Genomic DNA, 16,812 nt, shown 5'->3' on the forward strand with positions numbered 1-16,812 from the left:
CATGACCGACGAAACCGAAGCCGAGCTGACCGGCGCCACCCCGCGTCGCCGCCCGAAGCCCGACATCGACAGCGTCGGCGGCCGCAAGCTGAAGCCCGCCACGCTGATGATGGGCCATGGCTATGATCCGATGCTGTCCGAAGGATCGCTGAAGCCGCCAATCTTCCTCACCTCCACCTTCGTCTTCCCCAATGCCGCAGCCGGCAAGCGCCATTTCGAAGGGGTGACGGGCAAGCGCCCGGGCGGGGCCGAGGGGCTGGTCTATTCGCGCTTCAACGGCCCGAACCAGGAGATTCTCGAGGACCGGCTGGCGGTGTGGGAAGAGGCGGAGGACGCACTCGCCTTTTCCTCGGGCATGTCGGCGATCGCCACGCTGTTCCTGTCGATGGTGAAGCCCGGCGATACGATCGTCCATTCGGGCCCGCTTTATGCCGCAACGGAGACGCTGATCGCGCGTATCCTCGGCCGCTTCGGCATCCACTGGCTCGACTTCCCGGCGGGTGCCACGCGCGAGGAAATCGACGCGGTGCTGGGCAAGGCCGCCACCGGCAATGTAGCGCTGATCTACCTGGAAAGCCCGGCCAACCCCACCAACGCGCTGGTGGACGTGGAGGCAGTCGCCGCAAGCCGCGACGCGATCTTCAAAGGCGACAACAAGCCGCCCATCGCGATCGACAACACGTTCCTCGGCCCGCTCTGGGCCAAGCCGCTGCAACACGGCGCCGATATCGTCGTCTATTCGCTGACCAAATATGCCGGCGGCCATTCGGATCTGGTGGCCGGCGGCGTGCTGGGGTCGAAGGAACACATCAACACCATCCGGCTGATGCGCAACACGATCGGCACGATCTGCGACCCGAACACCGCGTGGATGCTGCTCCGCTCGCTGGAGACGCTGGAGCTGCGGATGAGCCGCGCGGGCGAGAATGCCGCCAAGGTGTGCGAATTCCTCGCCGCCCATCCGAAGGTGGAAAAGGTCGGCTATCTCGGCTTCCTCGAACGCGGGGAGGACAAGCGCCAGGCGGACATTTATCGCCGTCACTGCACGGGCGCAGGATCGACCTTCTCACTCTATCTGAAGGGCGGCGAGAAGGAGGCATTCGCGTTCCTCGATTCGCTCAAGATCGCCAAGCTCGCGGTCAGCCTGGGTGGCACCGAAACGCTGGCCAGCCACCCGGCAGGCATGACGCATCTGTCGGTGCCCGAAGCGCGCAAGCAGGCGCTGGCGATCACCGACAATCTGGTGCGCATCTCGATCGGCGTCGAGGATGCCGACGACCTGATCGCCGATTTCGAGGAAGCACTGAAAGCCGTCTGAAGACAGACGCCATGGCTCGGGCGTGCGCTATCCCCATAGCCGCGCCCGATAGGCCGCGAAACAGCGCGCACCGCAACGGAGGCGAATCAAGGCGCCTTCGGCCATGGCGGTCGCGCGGCGGGGATCTTCCACCACAGCAGGGCAAATCGCCTCGCGGTCCCAGTCTTCACTGTGCTTCACGTCCAGTACCGCGTGCAGCGTGAAGTAGCGCGCTTCCTTTGCGTTTAGGCCCACCCGCTTCAACCCTTCCGCCACCAGCGCAGACCGGCCGGGGGCAGTAAGTTCGATCACTCCCAGCGCACCCACGGCGTGCCAGGCGTAGCGTCGATTGGCCGCCATCGCCGTCATGGCGTTGGCCAGGCACAGGCTTTCCCACACGGTATTCTCGATCACCGGCTCGACTGCCAACGTCTCTACCAGTGCGTCGAGCATCGGGCCGTGCATGCCCTTTTCGGTGCCGTGGCCCATTTCATCCCAATAATTGCGCGCGAGCTCCAGCTTCGGCCGAACTGGCAGCTTCACTTGCGTCATCGCCACCAGATCGTCGAAGCCCGCCTCGCCAGCGGCTTCCTGCTCGAAGAACCAGCGGAGCTGGTCGCGGCTCGCTGCCGCCGCCAGCCAGGGGAATAGCGGATCGCCCTGCCCGGGCCCATTTGCCTTCAGCGCTTCGAACCAGGTGATGAAGCCTTCCGCATCGGTGGGGGCGGCTGCTGCCTCGTCGGCGACCTCGGCGCGCAGTTCTTCGAGAAAAGCGCCTTCCAGCCGCTGCATCCGTGCGTCGCGGTCGAGCGCACGCTGCCAGTCGGCGTCCGGAAAGCCGGGCGCCAGCCGTTCCCGATTCCAGTGGGCAAGGCCGCGCTGGAAACTGTCGGTCAAAAACTGCGAACGAAAGGGTGGCGCGATATCGCGCGGGCGGGTTGCCATGTCGAAACTTCCTCAATGCCTTGGACACTCAACCCGCAGGCAGACTGCACGGTTCCCGATGCTCGTTCCGGATCAATCACTTGGCAGCGATCACTCGGGTCGTCCCAGGCCGGAAATCCATATCAGGTAGGTAGTTGCAACAATTGCGCGCGCACGCGCAGAACGACATCGGCGGGAGCGTCGCAGCCCAGAGAGGTTTCATGTCCCGCATCGCCCATCCCGGCATCGCCGCCAAAGTCACCAGCGCCGAACATGCCGCGTCCTTCATTGCCGATGGCATGGCGGTTGGGATGAGCGGCTTTACCGGCTCGGGCTATCCGAAGGCGGTGCCGACCACCCTCGCCGCGCAGATCGAGGCGGCACACGCCGCCGGCCGGCAGATGCGGCTGAAAGTCTGGACCGGCGCCTCGACGGGGCCCGAACTCGACGGCGCGCTCGCCCGGGTCGACGGTATCGCATCGCGCCTGCCCTATAATTCCGACCCGATCGCGCGCGAAAAGATCAATGCGGGGCAGATGGATTATGTCGACCTGCATCTGAGCCAGGTCGCGCCGCTGGCATGGGAGGGATTTCTCGGCCCGCTCGACATCGCCGTGGTCGAAGTCACCGGCATCCGCGCAGACGGAACGCTGATCCCCTCTTCCTCGGTCGGTAACAACAAGACCTGGCTCGATTGCGCCAAGCGGGTGATTCTGGAGGTCAATCGCTGGCAGAACCCGGCGCTGGAGGGGATGCACGACATTTACTATGGCACCGCGCTGCCGCCCAATCGCGTGCCGATCCCCCTCACCCGGCCCGATCAGCGAATCGGCCAGTCGACGCTTCGCTGCGACCCGGACAAGGTGATCGCGGTTGTCGAAACCGATGCGCCCGACCGCAACCTGCCCTTCGCAGCACCCGATGCCCATGCACTGGCGATCGCCGGCCACCTGATCGAATTTCTGCGCCACGAAGTCGGTAAGGGGCGGTTGCCGCCGTCGCTGTTGCCGCTGCAATCGGGTGTCGGCAACATTGCCAATGCGGTGCTTGCCGGGCTGCTCGATGCGCCGTTCGACAATATGACCGCCTATACCGAAGTGCTGCAGGACGGGATGCTCGACCTGCTCGCTGCAGGCAAGCTGCGCATGGCGTCGTGCACTGCCTTTTCGCTGAGCCCGGTCGCCGCCGAGCGGCTGAACGCCGAACTCGACCAGTTCCGCGATCGAATCCTGCTACGCTCGCAGGAGATCAGCAACCATCCCGAAGTGGTGCGACGGCTGGGCTGTCTGGCGATGAACGGGATGATCGAGGCCGATCTCTACGGCAACGTCAATTCCACCCATATCATGGGTTCCCGCATCCAGAACGGCATCGGCGGATCGGGTGACTTCGCGCGCAATGCCTATATCTCGATCTTCATGTCGCCTTCGACCGCCAAGGGCGGCGCGATTTCGGCGATCGTGCCGCATGTCAGCCATGTCGATCATATTGCGCAGGACGTGCAGGTGATCGTCACCGAGCAGGGCCTTGCCGACCTGCGCGGCCTTGCCCCGCGCAAGCGCGCCGAACAGGTGATCGCGCGCTGTGCCCACCCCGATTTCCAGCCGATGCTCCGCGAATATTACGAGCGCGCCCTTGCCGGCAGCTACGGCAAGCAGACGCCGATGCTGTGCGGCGAGGCGCTGGCCTGGCACCAGCGCTTCATCGAGACGGGGACCATGCGCGGCTGAAACCCGGCCCCGCACCGGCCGGACGCCGAGGCGCCTATAATAGGGCAAGGCCAGCGATTTTCGCAGGTTGCATGTGCGGACGGCTAGCGTGGACGGTGATGTGCGGGCGGGCATGATGGACCCGCTGGAGCGACGGTTGCAACGGCGGATGATGATATCCGCAGCCACCATCTGTGTCATGATGGTGGCGCACCTGCTCGACGCATCGATCGCGTCCCCCATCGCCCAGCTGGTGCTGTCGCTGGTCGAATTTGGCGGTGCGGCGCTCGCGCTGAGCATATTGCTGATGGGCGCCCCCGGGACGCTCCACGCGCTCCGCCAGCGCCGGGAAGAAGCCGAGCATGCCCATGCCGAGCGCAAGCAGATCGACCACCTGTTCCGCATGACCGAGATGCTGCAGAGCGCCGATGACTACCACGATGCGAACGCCGTACTCGGCGCTGCCATCGGGTCGTTGCTGACCGGCTTTGGCGGTGCGCTCTATGTATTCAACAACTCGCGGGACCGGCTGGAATTGATGGAAAGCTGGGACTGGCCCCCCGGCGATCCTCCCAGAGCGGTGCTGGTGCCGGGTCAATGCTGGGCGCTGAAGCGCGGCAAACCTTATCTCAATTCCGACCAGCCCGGCGCGTTGCGGTGCGAGCATCACCATCCCGACCTGGCGGTACTGGAACTGCCGATGGTCGCGCATGGCGAAATCCAGGGCATGGTCAAGATCACGACCACCCTGCCCGACGCGGCCGCCGAACTGGAGCGCGTCCGGCCGCTGGCCTCGGCGATCGTCGACGCAATGTCGCTGTCGGTTTCCAACATTGCCCTTCGCGAGAAGCTGCGCACACAGGCGCTGCGCGATCCGCTGACCGGCCTCTATAACCGCCGCTATATGGAAGACGCGCTCAGCCGCTATGCCAGCCTTGCAGAACGCAGCGGGACGCATCTGTCGACGATCATGATCGATCTCGACAACTTCAAGCGACTGAACGACGAACTGGGCCATGCCGTGGGCGACGCGGTGCTGCGTGAGACCGCCGCGACGATCCTGGGTGTGTTGCGCCCCTCCGACGTCGCCTGTCGCTATGGCGGCGAGGAGTTGCTGGTCATCCTGCCCGAATGCGGCGTGACCGAAGCGCTGGCCAAGGCAGAAATGATGCGTGAGCGCATCGAAGCCCTGTCCGCCACCCATGATGCGAAGATTTCGGCGTCGTTCGGCGTCGCTGCGCTGCCGGAATGCACCCGTTCGGTCACCGACCTCCTCGGCGTGGCGGACGCCGCGCTCTATCAGGCCAAGGAAACCGGCCGCAATCGCGTTGTCGCCGCGCCCTGCCGGGACAGCCCGTTGGCCATCGCGGCAGAATAGGCAAAACCGCTTATCCGTCGCCGACGCGCTCGATGTCGGCGCCCACCGCCTGCAGCTTTTCTTCCAGCCGCTCATACCCGCGATCGAGGTGATAGACGCGGTTGACCTGCGTCTCCCCTTCGGCGGCAAGGCCGGCAAGGATCAGGCTCATCGAGGCGCGCAGGTCGGTGGCCATCACCGGCGCGCCGGTGAGCTTGTCGACGCCGCGCACGACTGCGGTGCGGCCGCGCACTTCGATGTTCGCGCCCATCCGCGCCAGTTCGGGCACATGCATATAGCGATTCTCGAAGATCGTCTCGGTGAGCGTGCTGGCGCCATCGGCCTTGCACAGCATCGCCATGAACTGCGCCTGCATGTCGGTCGCGAAGCCGGGGAACGGCGCCGTCGAGAGCGTTAGCGGGCGGATGCCATTGTCAGCAGCGATGCGCACGCCGCTCCCGGTTTCCTCCACGGTGATGCCGGCTTCGACGAGTGCATCGAGCGTCGCACGCATATCGTCCGGCGCCGCACCGACCAGTTCGACATCGCCGCCGGTAATCGCGGCGGCGCAGGCATAGCTGCCCGCTTCGATGCGGTCGGGCATCACGGCATAGGTGGCGCCGTGCAGCCGGTCGCGGCCTTCGATTTCCAGCGTTTCGGTACCGATACCGCGGATCACGGCGCCCATCGCCACCAGCAGGTTGCAGAGATCGACGATCTCAGGCTCGCGCGCGGCGCTTTCCAGGATGCTGGTGCCGCGCGCCGTTACCGCCGCCATCAGCGCGTTTTCGGTAGCCCCGACCGACACGACCGGGAAGCGATAGCGCCCGCCCGCGATGCGGCCGCCCGGCGCGGTCGCCTTCACATAACCGGCGCTCAGCTCGATCTCGGCGCCAAGTGCTTCCAGCGCCTTCAGGTGCAGATCGATGGGCCGGTTCCCGATAGCGCATCCGCCGGGCAACGACACCGTCGCCTCGCCCTCGCGCGCCAGCAGCGGCCCGAGCACCAGGATCGACGCGCGCATCTTGCGAACGATATCATAGGGCGCAACGGTCGAGGTAAGGCGGCCGGCGCGGACGGTCAGCACCCGCCCGAAATCATTTGGTCGCGTGCCTTCCACGGCGGTGGAGGCGCCGAGCTCGTTCAGTAGATGTCCGAAGCTGTCGACATCTGCGAGGCGTGGCAAATTTCTCAGCGTGAGGGGTTCATCGGTCAGCAACGCGCAGGGCATTAGAGTCAGCGCTGAGTTCTTTGCGCCTGAAATGGCGATTTTGCCGGCAAGGCGCTTGCCGCCGCGGATGAGAATACGGTCCATGACCGAGCTTCTAGTCCCTCTCTCCGCGCGCGCAAGCGCCGGTCGTGCGCGGAACGATTGATCGACTTTAATGCAGCCTTTTCACGGCGCTGCTTTGCAGGCGGGAGATGGGGGTAGGCGAAAGCGTGTCAGGTAGTTGTTTCGCAGATAAATTGGGCGAACTCATCGAGTTGACGCCTGCCGAGCGCGACGCTCTCGAACATCTGGAGGTTCGCCAACGCCATGTCCGGCGCGGCGCAATTCTTCAGCGCGAGAACGAAGCGTGCGGCGAATTGTTCATTCTGCGCAAGGGCCTGGTGATGAGCTATGTGCTGCTCGACGACGGCAGCCGGCAGATCCTGCGCTTCCTGTTCCCCGGCGATATGCTCGGCATTTCGTCCGCCATCTATAGCGAGGCGCCGGAGACCTTGTGCGCGCTGGCCGATTCCGTGGTCTGCCCGTTCGACCGCGCCGCCCTGTCGGAAATCATGTCGGCGCATCCCCGGCTGGCAAGCATGATCCTCGTCTATAGCCAGATCGAGCGCGTATCCCTGACAGACCGTCTGGCAGCCCTCGGCCGGACCAGTGCCAAGACGCGCGTGGCAGCCCTGCTGCTCGATCTGCGCAACCGGCTGCGCGCCACGGACGAGCAGGTCACCAATGTCTTTGCACTGGGGCTGACGCAGGAGGAAATCGGCGATGCGACGGGCCTTACCGCCGTCCATGTCAACCGCATGCTCCGGCAGCTCGAGGATGACGGGCTGATCGCGCGCGAAGGCGGGAAGGTGACGCTGCGCGACGAACGCGGGCTGGCACGCGAGGCCAATTATGTGAACCGCTATGAAGGGCTGAACCTCAGCTGGCTACCCAAGCCCAAATAGCGCGCAAGACTTCGAGCGCGTTCGGCAGTTGCCGGGTCGGACTGCGGATTTCCAGACGGTTTATCAGGCCTTTTCCAACGTGCACTGCAGCGGATGCTGGTTCTGGCGCGCGAAGTCGATCACCTGCGCGACCTTGGTCTCCGCGACTTCGTAGCTGAACACCCCGCACACGCCGACGCCGCGCTGGTGGACATGCAGCATCACGCGCGTCGCTTCCTCGATGTTCATCCGAAAGAAGCGCTGGAGCACCAGCACGACAAATTCCATCGGGGTATAATCGTCATTGAGCATCAGCACGCGATAGGGCGTCGGCTTCTTGGTGCGCGTGCGCGTACGGGTCGCGAGACCGACCGACGGGTCGTTACCCCGGTCGTCCGAATCGCCGTCCTCGGCCATGTGGATCGCGATGTTGTTGAGCTCAACCATTGCGCGGAAAATATGATGCGGCGCCTCCAAGGGCAAGCCGTGCGCGCCGCTACGGCGCTAATTCCCCGCACCAATGAAAAGGGCGGCCCTCCATAGAGAGGACCGCCCCGATCAGAACCGGATGAAACCAGCCGCTCAGGCGACCGTCTTCACCTTCTCAACCGCAACCGCGAAGCGGTTCGAAATCGGCTGCGCGGCGTCGCCGGCCAGCTTGATGAACGCTTCGGCATGCTTGGACGTTTCGGCGACATAGGAGTCGAACGCGCCGCGCAGATAGTCGCTCTGCAGCTTGAAGAAGTCGGTCGGCGACTTGACGGCGGCGAGGTTCTTCATCGCGGCAGTGGCGCTTTCGAACGACTTGCGGCTGTATTCGGCAGCTTCCTGACCGAGGGCTTCGAAACCCTTGGCGGCAATGCGGCCGGATTCGACAACCGCTTCGATGTTGCCCTTGGCGAATTCATTGGCTTCTTCGACCAGCTTGGTCGACTTTTCGACGGCGGCCTTGGCGCGCTCGTTGAGGTCGCCGAAGAAGGCCTGGGCCTGGACAGTGCTGTTCTCGATCGTGGTAGCCATGATGGTCTTTTCCTTCGCGGTGCTGGTGGTGACCGCCGGCGCGACGGTCTCTTCGACGGTAGTGGCGATTTCCGCTGCGGCGGCCTTCACGGGCTCCGCTGCGGCTTCGACGGTCTTCTCGACGCTGTGCGCGACTTCCTGCGTTGCAGCTTCCACGGTCGGGACCGGCTCGGGAGCGGGCGTCGGAACGATCGTCTCGACGGGCTTTACCGGCGCGGCCTTCTCAACTGCGGGAGCGGCAGCTTTAGCCTTGGGCGCGGCCGGCTTGGCGACCGGCGCCGCAGGCTTGGTAGCGGCGGGCTTTGCCGGCGTCTTTGGTCCCTTGGTGGCCATGTGACTTCGGTTCCCTGACTATTGCTGCGTTGCAGCATATAGGCCGGTTCCCGCGGAAACGCAAGCGGTTATTGTGCAGTGCACAATAACCGCTCATTTGCATTTTATCCGTTATCTTTCAACGTGTTCTAACGTATTCCCCTGGAGCATCACAAAGCGCCTGCAACGCACCATCGCCTGGAATACGGGCACCACTCACCGATGTTTTGGCACCGCTCAACGCAGATAGCCATTTCAGCCAGTCGGGCCACCAACTTCCCTTGGTTTCGGTGGCACCTTCCAAGAATGCTGCAAGTGATTCGACTCGCTGCGAATTGGTCCAATATTGGTATTTATTTGCATCAGGCGGATTGACGACTCCAGCAATATGGCCGGACCCGGCCAGCACGAACTTGCACGGTCCCTTGAAATGCTGCGTCAACTTCCACACGCTCGTTACCGGGGCGATATGATCTTCACGGCCGGCCTGGATATAGGCTGGGGTAGTGATCTTCCCCAGGTCAATCGGCGTACCTCCGATCGACAGGGCGCCCGGCGCGATCAGCTTGTTGTCGCGGTACAGGTCGGTCAGATAGCTCAGGTGCCAGGTGGCCGGCAGGTTGGTGACGTCCGAGTTCCAGTGGAGCAGGTCGAACGGCGCATAATCCTGCCCCAACAGATAATTGTTGGTGACATAATTCCAGATCAGGTCGCGCCCGCGCAGCAGGTTGAATGTCGCCGCGAGATAGCGGCCGTCGAGAAAGCCTTCGGTGCTAAGACTGCGGATCATCGCCAGTTGGTCGTCGTCGACGAACACACGCAGGTCGCCCGCATCGGCAAAATCGACCTGTGCGGTAAAGAAGGTCGCGCTCTTCACCTTGTCCGCCTGACCGCGCGCCGCCAGCACCGCCAGCGTCGCCGCCAGCGTGGTACCCGCGACGCAGTAGCCGATAGTGTGGACGCTATCGACGTCCAGCAGCTCGCGCACGGTGTCGATCGCGTCGATCTGGCCGCGCTCGACATAATCGTCCCACACGACATCCTTCATGCTGGCGTCGGCGGAGCGCCAGGAGACGACGAACACCGTGATGCCCTGATCCACTGCCCAGCGGATAAAGCTCTTCTCCGGTGTCAGGTCGAGGATGTAGAAGCGGTTGATCCAGGGCGGGAAGATCACCAGCGGCGTCTCCAGCACCTCGTCGGTGGTCGGGGAATATTGGATCAGTTCGTAGAGCGGCGTGCGCTTCACCACCTTGCCCGGCGTGGTCGCCAGATTGCGGCCCAGCTCGAACGCGCCGTCGGCGGTCTGGGTCAACTGCCCCTTGGCCATGTCCGCCAGCATGTGCTGCAGGCCCTTGAGCAGGTTCTCGCCCTTGGTCTCGATGACCTTCTCGATCACCTGCGGGTTGGTGGCGGGAAAATTGGTGGGGCTGATCGCGTCGATAAAGCCCTGGGTCGCGAAACGGATCTGATCCTTGTGCTTCGGATCGAGGTGATCGAGTGCCTCGACATTTTTCAGCAGGTGGTCGGCAATGACGAAATAGCTTTGCCGCAGGAAATCGAAGACCGGCTGTTCACGCCATTGCGGCGCCTTGAACCGCTTGTCCCGCGCCTGTTCGGGGGTCTCTACGAAGGGTTCGGCGCGTTCCGGATCGAGGAAACGTTGCCACACCGTCATCGTGTCAGCCCAGAAACCGGCGGTGGCACGAACGGCGGCAGTCGGATCGAGCAGTGCGCCGAAAGGGGGAGCGGCCGGGGCGCTTTCCATCACGTCCAACCCATGTTCCAGCATCATCTGCTGTGCGCGGCCAAGCACCCAGGTCCAGTGCTGCAACTCTTCCAGGCTCGGCAGGGTCGGGGTCAGCGTATCGGCCATTCGATCCTCTCCTTTCGCTCGCCCTAGCGCATCCGATGCAACTCGTCATTCCAGACACGCCCATTATGACGTAGAAAGCATGCACGGCACAATTTTGTGTCGCATCAAAAACCCCTGAAAGCTGAGGAAATGTCCGAAGAATTCTACCGCATGAAGCGTCTGCCGCCCTATGTCATCGCCGAAGTCAACGCGATGCGGGCAGCGGCGCGAGCGGCGGGCGAGGACATTATCGACCTCGGCATGGGCAACCCCGATCTGCCGCCGCCCGACCATGTGATCGAAAAGCTGTGCGAAGTCGCACGCAAGCCCGATGCGCATGGCTATTCGCAGTCCAAGGGCATTCCCGGCCTGCGCCGCGCCCAGGCCAATTATTATGGCCGCCGGTTCGGGGTCGAGCTCGACCCCGAGACCGAAGTGGTGGTGACGATGGGATCGAAGGAAGGGCTGGCCAGCCTCGCGACCGCGATCACAGCGCCGGGCGACGTGGTGCTGGCGCCGAACCCCAGCTACCCCATCCATACCTTCGGCTTCATTATTGCAGGCGCCACGATCCGCGCGGTGCCGACCACGCCCGACGACGCCTATTTCGAAAGCCTTGAGCGGGCGATGAACTTCACCGTGCCGCGCCCGTCGATCCTGGTCGTCAACTATCCGTCGAATCCGACTGCGGAGACGGTGGACCTGGCCTTTTACGAACGGCTGGTCGCCTGGGCGCGCGAGAACAAGGTCTGGATCCTGTCCGACCTCGCTTATTCGGAACTCTATTTCGACGGCAAGCCGACGCCGTCGATCCTGCAGGTGAAGGGTGCGAAGGACGTCGCGATCGAATTCACGTCGCTTTCCAAGACCTATTCGATGGCCGGGTGGCGGATGGGCTTCGCGGTCGGGAACAAGCGGTTGATCGCCGCGATGACGCGCGTGAAATCCTATCTCGATTACGGTGCTTTCACGCCGATCCAGGCGGCCGCCTGCGCGGCGCTCAACGGCCCGCAGGATATCGTCGAGAAGAACCGCCAGCTCTATCACAAGCGCCGCGACGTGATGGTGGAAAGCTTTGCCCGCGCCGGCTGGGACATCCCCAGCCCCCGCGCCTCGATGTTCGCTTGGGCGCCGCTGCCGCCGGCGCTGGCGCATCTCGGCAGCCTGGAATTTTCCAAGCAGTTGCTCACCCATGCCAAGGTCGCGGTGGCGCCGGGCGTGGGCTATGGCGAAAATGGCGAAGGCTATGTCCGCATAGCCATGGTGGAAAACGAACAGCGCCTGCGTCAGGCGGCGCGCAACGTGCGCAAGTACCTGCAGTCGATGGGGGTGAACACGCCCGCGGCAAACGCGGGGTGATCGAAGCGGTCTGAACTGCTATAGTCCCGCTGCAAATGGCAAGGTGTCCGCCCCCGCCACTGCAACGGCGGGGGTTTCCTTTCCCGTCGGGCAAACGCTTGCCAATCCTGTCTCGCCCGGGGCAAAGCAGCGCGATGCCTCGTCCCGGTTTCCCTTTCTCCACCCGGTTCCGCGTCCGCTATTCCGAGATCGATGGTCAGAAGATCGTCTTCAACTCGCGTTATCTGGAATATGCCGATGTCGGGCTGACCGAATTCTGGCGCTGGGCGAACCTGTCGGAGCTAGGGCCGGACTGGACCGAAGCCGAGTTCAACGTCGTTCGTGCCGGCGTCGATTATAAACGCGCCTTCCGCTTCGACGATCTGGTCGAGGCGTTCGTCCGCGTCGAACGGGTCGGTACGTCCAGCATGACGATGCGGATCGACCTGTGCCACGGCGACACCGGCGCGCTACACGCCGAAGTAGAGCTGGTCAGCGTCCTTGTCGATCTGGCCGAGCGGCGAGCGAAGCCGATTCCCGAAGGCGTGCGCGCGCGGCTGCTGGCGCTGGGGCAGTAAGGAGCTCGCTGAACCGGCCGCTACTCGGCTGCCTCGGGGGCTGCAATCTCTCCCGGCAACGCCCAGAGCAGGTCGCCCTTGCCGAGCACGCGCCCGTCATGCGCCTGCACGGTTACCGGCGCGATCGGCCGACGGTCGCGCGCATCCACCAGGATCGGACTCGCCCGTACGCAGGTTTCCCAGCGCTCACCCCATTGCCGCAGCGCAACCATGGTCGGCAGCAGCGCATGGCCTTTGTCGGTAAGGCAATATTCGACCTTGCGGCGATCATCCTGGCACGGCTGGCGCGCAAGAATGCCATGCTCGACCAGCCGGGACAGCCGATTGGCAAGAATGTTGCGGGCAATGCCGAGTTCTGACTGAAACTCTTCGAAATGGCGCAGCCCGTTGAAAGAGCCGCGCAAGATCAGGAAAGACCAGCGCTCCCCCATCGCCTCCAGCGCCGCAGCCAGGCTGCAGTCGCGAACCAGTTCGCGCAGGGATTCTCGGATCGCACCACCCATGGCCGTAACCCTATCGTAAAAATCCACCGCACGAAACCGCCTCGCGCGCACGTCTTTTGCAATGCAGCACCCGTTTCTGCTTGCAACTTATATAACTGTCAATTAGAGAGTGAGTCGCAGGTCCGTGCACCTATCCGGTTCCTCAGGGAGGATGAAATGAACCGTTTTGCTGCTATTGCGGCCACCGCCGCGCTTGTCCTTTCTCCGCTAGTCGCCACTGCGCAGACCGCAGAATATTACAGTGCCACGCCGGTAAACGCGCCGAGCAAGGCCAGCCTGGTGACCCGGTCGACGATCTGGAAGTGCACGGGCAACATCTGCGTCGCTGCCAAGGCGCCCAGCCGCGATGGGATCATGTGCGAATTGCTGGCACGCGAGGTGGGCAAGCTTTCGGCTTTCCGCGCCAACGGCGTCGATTTCGACGCGGGCGCGCTCGCAAAGTGTAACACAAAAGCACGCTGATGCGTCTTTGATGCGCCGCAATGCGCATCGCTATTGCAAAGCAGCGGCACGGGGCGCCATCTAGGCCCCGTGCTGCGTCAGTATGAACTTGTAGACCGGGTCCTCTCCTACGACCCTGAAGCCGATGAGGCGCTCCTCAACCGCGCCTATGTGTTTTCGGTCAACGCCCATGGCTCGCAGAAGCGCGCTTCGGGTGATCCCTATTTCAGTCACCCGATCGAAGTGGCCGGCATCCTGACCGACCTGCATCTCGACGACGAGACGATCGCCACGGCGATTTTGCACGACACGATCGAAGATACAGTCGCAACGCCCGAGGAAATACAGCGGCTGTTCGGGCCGAACGTGGCGCGGATGGTGGACGGCGTCACCAAGCTCTCGAAAATCGAGGCGCAGACCGAAAGCGAACGCGCGGCGGAAAATCTCCGCAAGTTCCTGCTCGCCATGTCCGACGACATCCGCGTGCTGCTGGTCAAGCTGGCTGACCGGCTCCACAACATGCGCACGCTCCACTTCATCAAGAAGGAAGAGAAGCGCCGCCGCATCGCGCGCGAGACGATGGACATCTATGCCCCGCTCGCCGAGCGGATCGGCATGTACGAGTTCATGAAGGAGATGCAGACGCTCGCCTTTCGTGAACTCGAACCCGAAGGCTATGAATCGATCACCCGCCGTCTCGAAAGCTTCCGCGTCGAGGGCGAAGACCGGGTGCTCAAGATCGCTTCGGGCCTGAAGTTGCTGCTCGGCCGCGGCGGTATCGATGCCGAGGTGACAGGCCGCGAGAAGCACCCCTATTCGATCTGGAAGAAGATGTCGGAGCGGCATGTCAGCCTTGAGCAGCTGTCCGACATCATGGCCTTCCGCGCGATCGTCGATACCGAGGAGGAATGCTATCGCGCCCTCGGCGTGATCCACCGTCGCTGGCCGATGGTGCCCGGGCGGTTCAAGGATTATATCTCGACGCCGAAGCGCAACGGCTATCGCTCGCTGCACACCACCATCATGCATGCGGGCGACACCCGCATCGAAATCCAGATCCGCACGCGCGATATGCACGCCCAGGCCGAATTCGGCCTCGCCGCGCACTGGGCGTACAAGCAGAGCGCAGTCCGTCCCGACACGCAGGTGAGCTGGATTCGCGATCTCATCGAAATCCTGGAACATGCCGAGAGCCCCGAAGAGCTGCTCGAGCACACCCGCATGGCGATGTACCAGGATCGCATCTTCGCCTTCACGCCCAAGGGCGAGCTGATCCAGCTGCCGAAGGGCGCCACGCCGATCGACTTCGCCTATGCCGTCCATACCGACCTGGGGGACCAGTCGGTCGGCGCCAAGGTGAACGGCAAGGTGGTGCCGCTGCGCACCGAAATCCAGCAGGGCGACCAGGTCCAGATTCTGCGATCCAAGGCGCAGGAGCCGCAAGCCAACTGGCTTAACTTCGCCATCACCGGCAAGGCGCGCGCCGCGATCCGCCGCCATATCCGCCTGAAGGAGCGCGACGAGACGATCCGGCTGGGGCGCAAGCTCTATGACGAAATCGTCAGCCGCCTGCCCGCCCCACCGGGCGACGGCGCGCTCGCCAATGCGCTGAAGCGGCTGAAGCTCACCGACGAAGCAGCGCTGATGGAAGCGATCGCCCATCGCAAGCTGACCGACGGCCAGGTGATGGAAGCGGTTATGCCGGGCTCCGCGAGCGGCGACGATCACGAACTGCCGCCGCAGAGCCACGCCATCGACATCAAGGGGCTCACCCCCGGCGTGGCCTTCCTATTCTCCGAAGATTGCCGCCCGGTCCCCGGCGACCGAATCGTGGGCGTCCGCCGCCCCGATGCGCCGATCGAGGTGCACCGTATCGACTGCCCCGACCTTGCCGATGTCGAGGAAGCCGACTGGGTCGACCTGACCTGGGGCGACCGGGCCGAAGGCGGCGTCGCCGAAATCGCCGTCACCCTGAAGAACGAACCCGGCGCGCTGGGCACGGTGGCGACGCTGATCGGCCAGCACAAGGCGAACATTCTGGGCCTGCGGCTCGACAACCGCGACACCACTTTCCACACCAATATGATCGACCTGGAAGTGCGCAACGCCGCGCATCTGATGAAGCTGCTCGCCGCCCTGCGCGCAGCAGATGCAGTGAGTTCGGCCGAGCGGGCGTAACCTTGCCCCCGCCCGCCCGCCGAAACAAATCTGTGGCTGGCGCTGAACCGGTTCGCTGATCCTGCGCTGCCGCTCGACGCAGTCGCCCGGGGGCGCTACAGACGCCGGCCATGACTCGTCCGAAACTTTCCGTCGTCGTTCCCTGCTACAATGAAGAGGCGTGCCTCGATATGCTGCATGCGCGCGTTTCCGCCGCAACGCAGGCGGCGGTGGGCGACAGCTATGAAATCGTCTTCGTCAATGATGGTTCGCGTGACCGGAGCTGGGAAGTAATGCAGCGCCTGTCGGCTGCGGACCCGCGGCTGGTTGCGATCAACCTGTCGCGCAACCACGGCCACCAGCTCGCGCTGACCGCCGGCCTAGATCTGTGCGCGGGCGAGGAAATCCTGATTATCGATGCCGATCTGCAGGACCCGCCGGAACTTCTGAGCGATATGCGCGAGACGATGCGGGTGCAGGGCGCCGATGTCGTATATGCCGTGCGCCGCAAGCGCGAGGGCGAAAGCCTGTTCAAGAAAGCGACGGCAGCAATCTTCTACCGCATGCTCGATCGCATCACCGACACGCCGATCCCGCTCGACACGGGCGATTTCCGGCTGATGACCCGCCGCGCGCTCGATGCGCTGCTGTCGCTGCCCGAGCAGGCGCGGTTCATTCGCGGCATGGTCGCCTGGATCGGCTTCCGTCAGGTGCCGTTCGTCTATGACCGGCATGAGCGCCACGCCGGCACCACCAAATATCCGCTGGGCAAGATGGTGCGCTTCGCACTGGACGCCGTCACCGGCTTTTCGACGACGCCACTGCGCTTTGCCAGCCATATCGGATTGGTGCTGACCGGCGCATCGGTGCTGCTGGTGGCTTACATTATTTTCGGCTGGCTGACCGGCCGGGCCAACCAGGGCTGGACCTCCACCATGCTGGTCGTGGTGGTGCTGGGTGCGGTGCAGATGTTCGTGCTGGGGATGATCGGCGAATATCTCGGCCGGCTCTATGTCGAATCGAAGCGCCGGCCGCTCTATCTGATCGCCGATGTCGCCGGCCCGGTGCAGGGCCACGCCTCGCTCGGCTATCGCTATCAGGATTCGGGCGCGATCTCGGTCTCGCCGCAGGCGCGGCACAACGACGCAGCCGAGTAACCCGGCAATT

15 protein-coding genes are annotated in these 16,812 nt (G+C 63.9%); 9 read left to right on the forward strand and 6 right to left on the reverse strand.

The genetic code is table 11. The features are described from left to right. The first annotated feature begins 1 nt into the window (after window position 1). Window positions 2–1,318 carry a cystathionine gamma-synthase family protein gene (locus ACT53M_RS07910; RefSeq protein WP_476232564.1) on the forward strand — a complete coding sequence of 439 codons (1,317 nt, stop codon included), beginning with the start codon at window positions 2–4 and terminating at the stop codon, window positions 1,316–1,318. A 27-nt stretch (window positions 1,319–1,345) separates the two neighbouring features. Here the strand turns inward: ACT53M_RS07910 and ACT53M_RS07915 are convergent, their stop codons facing one another. After that, window positions 1,346–2,242, reverse strand: a complete 897-nt coding sequence (locus ACT53M_RS07915) for an iron-containing redox enzyme family protein (RefSeq protein ID WP_476232565.1) — start codon at window positions 2,240–2,242, stop codon at window positions 1,346–1,348. 200 nt (window positions 2,243–2,442) lie between these two features. Here ACT53M_RS07915 and ACT53M_RS07920 point away from each other — a divergent pair, with 200 nt between their 5' ends. Both ACT53M_RS07920 and ACT53M_RS07925 read left to right on the forward strand, forming a co-directional pair. Further along, complete coding sequence (locus ACT53M_RS07920) at window positions 2,443–3,951, forward strand: acetyl-CoA hydrolase/transferase family protein (protein ID WP_476232567.1); 1,509 nt, start codon at window positions 2,443–2,445, stop codon at window positions 3,949–3,951. A gap of 148 nt (window positions 3,952–4,099) precedes the next feature. After that, window positions 4,100–5,308, forward strand: a complete 1,209-nt coding sequence (locus tag ACT53M_RS07925; RefSeq protein ID WP_476232568.1) for a GGDEF domain-containing protein — start codon at window positions 4,100–4,102, stop codon at window positions 5,306–5,308. A 10-nt stretch (window positions 5,309–5,318) separates the two neighbouring features. On the opposite strand, the gene murA is transcribed toward ACT53M_RS07925, so the two are convergent. Continuing rightward, the gene (gene murA / locus ACT53M_RS07930; RefSeq protein ID WP_476232569.1) at window positions 5,319–6,602 is read right to left on the reverse strand and encodes a UDP-N-acetylglucosamine 1-carboxyvinyltransferase; all 1,284 of its coding nucleotides are present in this window, start codon (window positions 6,600–6,602) and stop codon (window positions 5,319–5,321) included. A 152-nt stretch (window positions 6,603–6,754) separates the two neighbouring features. On the opposite strand from murA, the gene ACT53M_RS07935 reads away from it, so the two are divergent. Then, a complete protein-coding gene (locus ACT53M_RS07935) occupies window positions 6,755–7,462 on the forward strand; it encodes a Crp/Fnr family transcriptional regulator (RefSeq protein ID WP_476232570.1) in 708 nt (235 codons plus the stop codon). Window positions 7,463–7,525: 63 nt separating this feature from the next. Here the strand turns inward: ACT53M_RS07935 and clpS are convergent, their stop codons facing one another. From clpS to ACT53M_RS07950, 3 genes are all read right to left on the reverse strand, one after another. Then, a complete protein-coding gene (gene clpS / locus ACT53M_RS07940) occupies window positions 7,526–7,858 on the reverse strand; it encodes an ATP-dependent Clp protease adapter ClpS (protein WP_476228745.1) in 333 nt (110 codons plus the stop codon). 165 nt (window positions 7,859–8,023) lie between these two features. Then, complete coding sequence (locus tag ACT53M_RS07945; protein WP_476232571.1) at window positions 8,024–8,794, reverse strand: phasin family protein; 771 nt, start codon at window positions 8,792–8,794, stop codon at window positions 8,024–8,026. 118 nt (window positions 8,795–8,912) lie between these two features. Beyond that, window positions 8,913–10,649: a PHA/PHB synthase family protein gene (locus tag ACT53M_RS07950; RefSeq protein ID WP_476232572.1), complete on the reverse strand. Its 1,737-nt coding sequence runs from the start codon at window positions 10,647–10,649 to the stop codon at window positions 8,913–8,915. A gap of 129 nt (window positions 10,650–10,778) precedes the next feature. Here ACT53M_RS07950 and ACT53M_RS07955 point away from each other — a divergent pair, with 129 nt between their 5' ends. Together ACT53M_RS07955 and ACT53M_RS07960 are read left to right on the forward strand one after the other, a co-directional pair. Then, window positions 10,779–11,987, forward strand: a complete 1,209-nt coding sequence (locus ACT53M_RS07955; RefSeq protein WP_476232573.1) for an LL-diaminopimelate aminotransferase — start codon at window positions 10,779–10,781, stop codon at window positions 11,985–11,987. Between the two features lie 134 nt (window positions 11,988–12,121). After that, complete coding sequence (locus ACT53M_RS07960) at window positions 12,122–12,544, forward strand: acyl-CoA thioesterase (protein ID WP_476232575.1); 423 nt, start codon at window positions 12,122–12,124, stop codon at window positions 12,542–12,544. Window positions 12,545–12,564: 20 nt separating this feature from the next. Here the strand turns inward: ACT53M_RS07960 and ACT53M_RS07965 are convergent, their stop codons facing one another. Next, window positions 12,565–13,047, reverse strand: a complete 483-nt coding sequence (locus ACT53M_RS07965; protein WP_476233225.1) for a winged helix-turn-helix transcriptional regulator — start codon at window positions 13,045–13,047, stop codon at window positions 12,565–12,567. Between the two features lie 156 nt (window positions 13,048–13,203). Between ACT53M_RS07965 and ACT53M_RS07970 the strand changes: the two genes are divergently transcribed. The 3 genes from ACT53M_RS07970 (at window position 13,204) to ACT53M_RS07980 (ending at window position 16,802) form a co-directional block, all read left to right on the forward strand. Then, on the forward strand, window positions 13,204–13,509 hold the full coding sequence (locus tag ACT53M_RS07970; RefSeq protein WP_476232577.1) for a CC_3452 family protein: 306 nt from the start codon (window positions 13,204–13,206) through the stop codon (window positions 13,507–13,509). Window positions 13,510–13,578: 69 nt separating this feature from the next. Then, window positions 13,579–15,666: a RelA/SpoT family protein gene (locus ACT53M_RS07975; protein WP_476232578.1), complete on the forward strand. Its 2,088-nt coding sequence runs from the start codon at window positions 13,579–13,581 to the stop codon at window positions 15,664–15,666. Between the two features lie 110 nt (window positions 15,667–15,776). After that, window positions 15,777–16,802, forward strand: a complete 1,026-nt coding sequence (locus tag ACT53M_RS07980) for a glycosyltransferase family 2 protein (RefSeq protein WP_476232579.1) — start codon at window positions 15,777–15,779, stop codon at window positions 16,800–16,802. Window positions 16,803–16,812 lie beyond the last annotated feature (10 nt).

It is taken from the genome of Sphingomonas sp. DMC6 (genome assembly GCF_056314225.1).

Coding starts and splice junctions, on each gene's coding strand:
- ACT53M_RS07910 (WP_476232564.1), top strand. CDS start 2: ATGACCGACGAAACCGAAGCCGAGCTGACCGGCGCCACCCCGCGTCGC.
- ACT53M_RS07915 (WP_476232565.1), bottom strand. CDS start 2,242: ATGGCAACCCGCCCGCGCGATATCGCGCCACCCTTTCGTTCGCAGTTT.
- ACT53M_RS07920 (WP_476232567.1), top strand. CDS start 2,443: ATGTCCCGCATCGCCCATCCCGGCATCGCCGCCAAAGTCACCAGCGCC.
- ACT53M_RS07925 (WP_476232568.1), top strand. CDS start 4,100: ATGATGATATCCGCAGCCACCATCTGTGTCATGATGGTGGCGCACCTG.
- murA (WP_476232569.1), bottom strand. CDS start 6,602: ATGGACCGTATTCTCATCCGCGGCGGCAAGCGCCTTGCCGGCAAAATC.
- clpS (WP_476228745.1), bottom strand. CDS start 7,858: ATGGCCGAGGACGGCGATTCGGACGACCGGGGTAACGACCCGTCGGTC.
- ACT53M_RS07945 (WP_476232571.1), bottom strand. CDS start 8,794: ATGGCCACCAAGGGACCAAAGACGCCGGCAAAGCCCGCCGCTACCAAG.
- ACT53M_RS07950 (WP_476232572.1), bottom strand. CDS start 10,649: ATGGCCGATACGCTGACCCCGACCCTGCCGAGCCTGGAAGAGTTGCAG.
- ACT53M_RS07955 (WP_476232573.1), top strand. CDS start 10,779: ATGTCCGAAGAATTCTACCGCATGAAGCGTCTGCCGCCCTATGTCATC.
- ACT53M_RS07960 (WP_476232575.1), top strand. CDS start 12,122: ATGCCTCGTCCCGGTTTCCCTTTCTCCACCCGGTTCCGCGTCCGCTAT.
- ACT53M_RS07965 (WP_476233225.1), bottom strand. CDS start 13,047: ATGGGTGGTGCGATCCGAGAATCCCTGCGCGAACTGGTTCGCGACTGC.
- ACT53M_RS07970 (WP_476232577.1), top strand. CDS start 13,204: ATGAACCGTTTTGCTGCTATTGCGGCCACCGCCGCGCTTGTCCTTTCT.
- ACT53M_RS07980 (WP_476232579.1), top strand. CDS start 15,777: ATGACTCGTCCGAAACTTTCCGTCGTCGTTCCCTGCTACAATGAAGAG.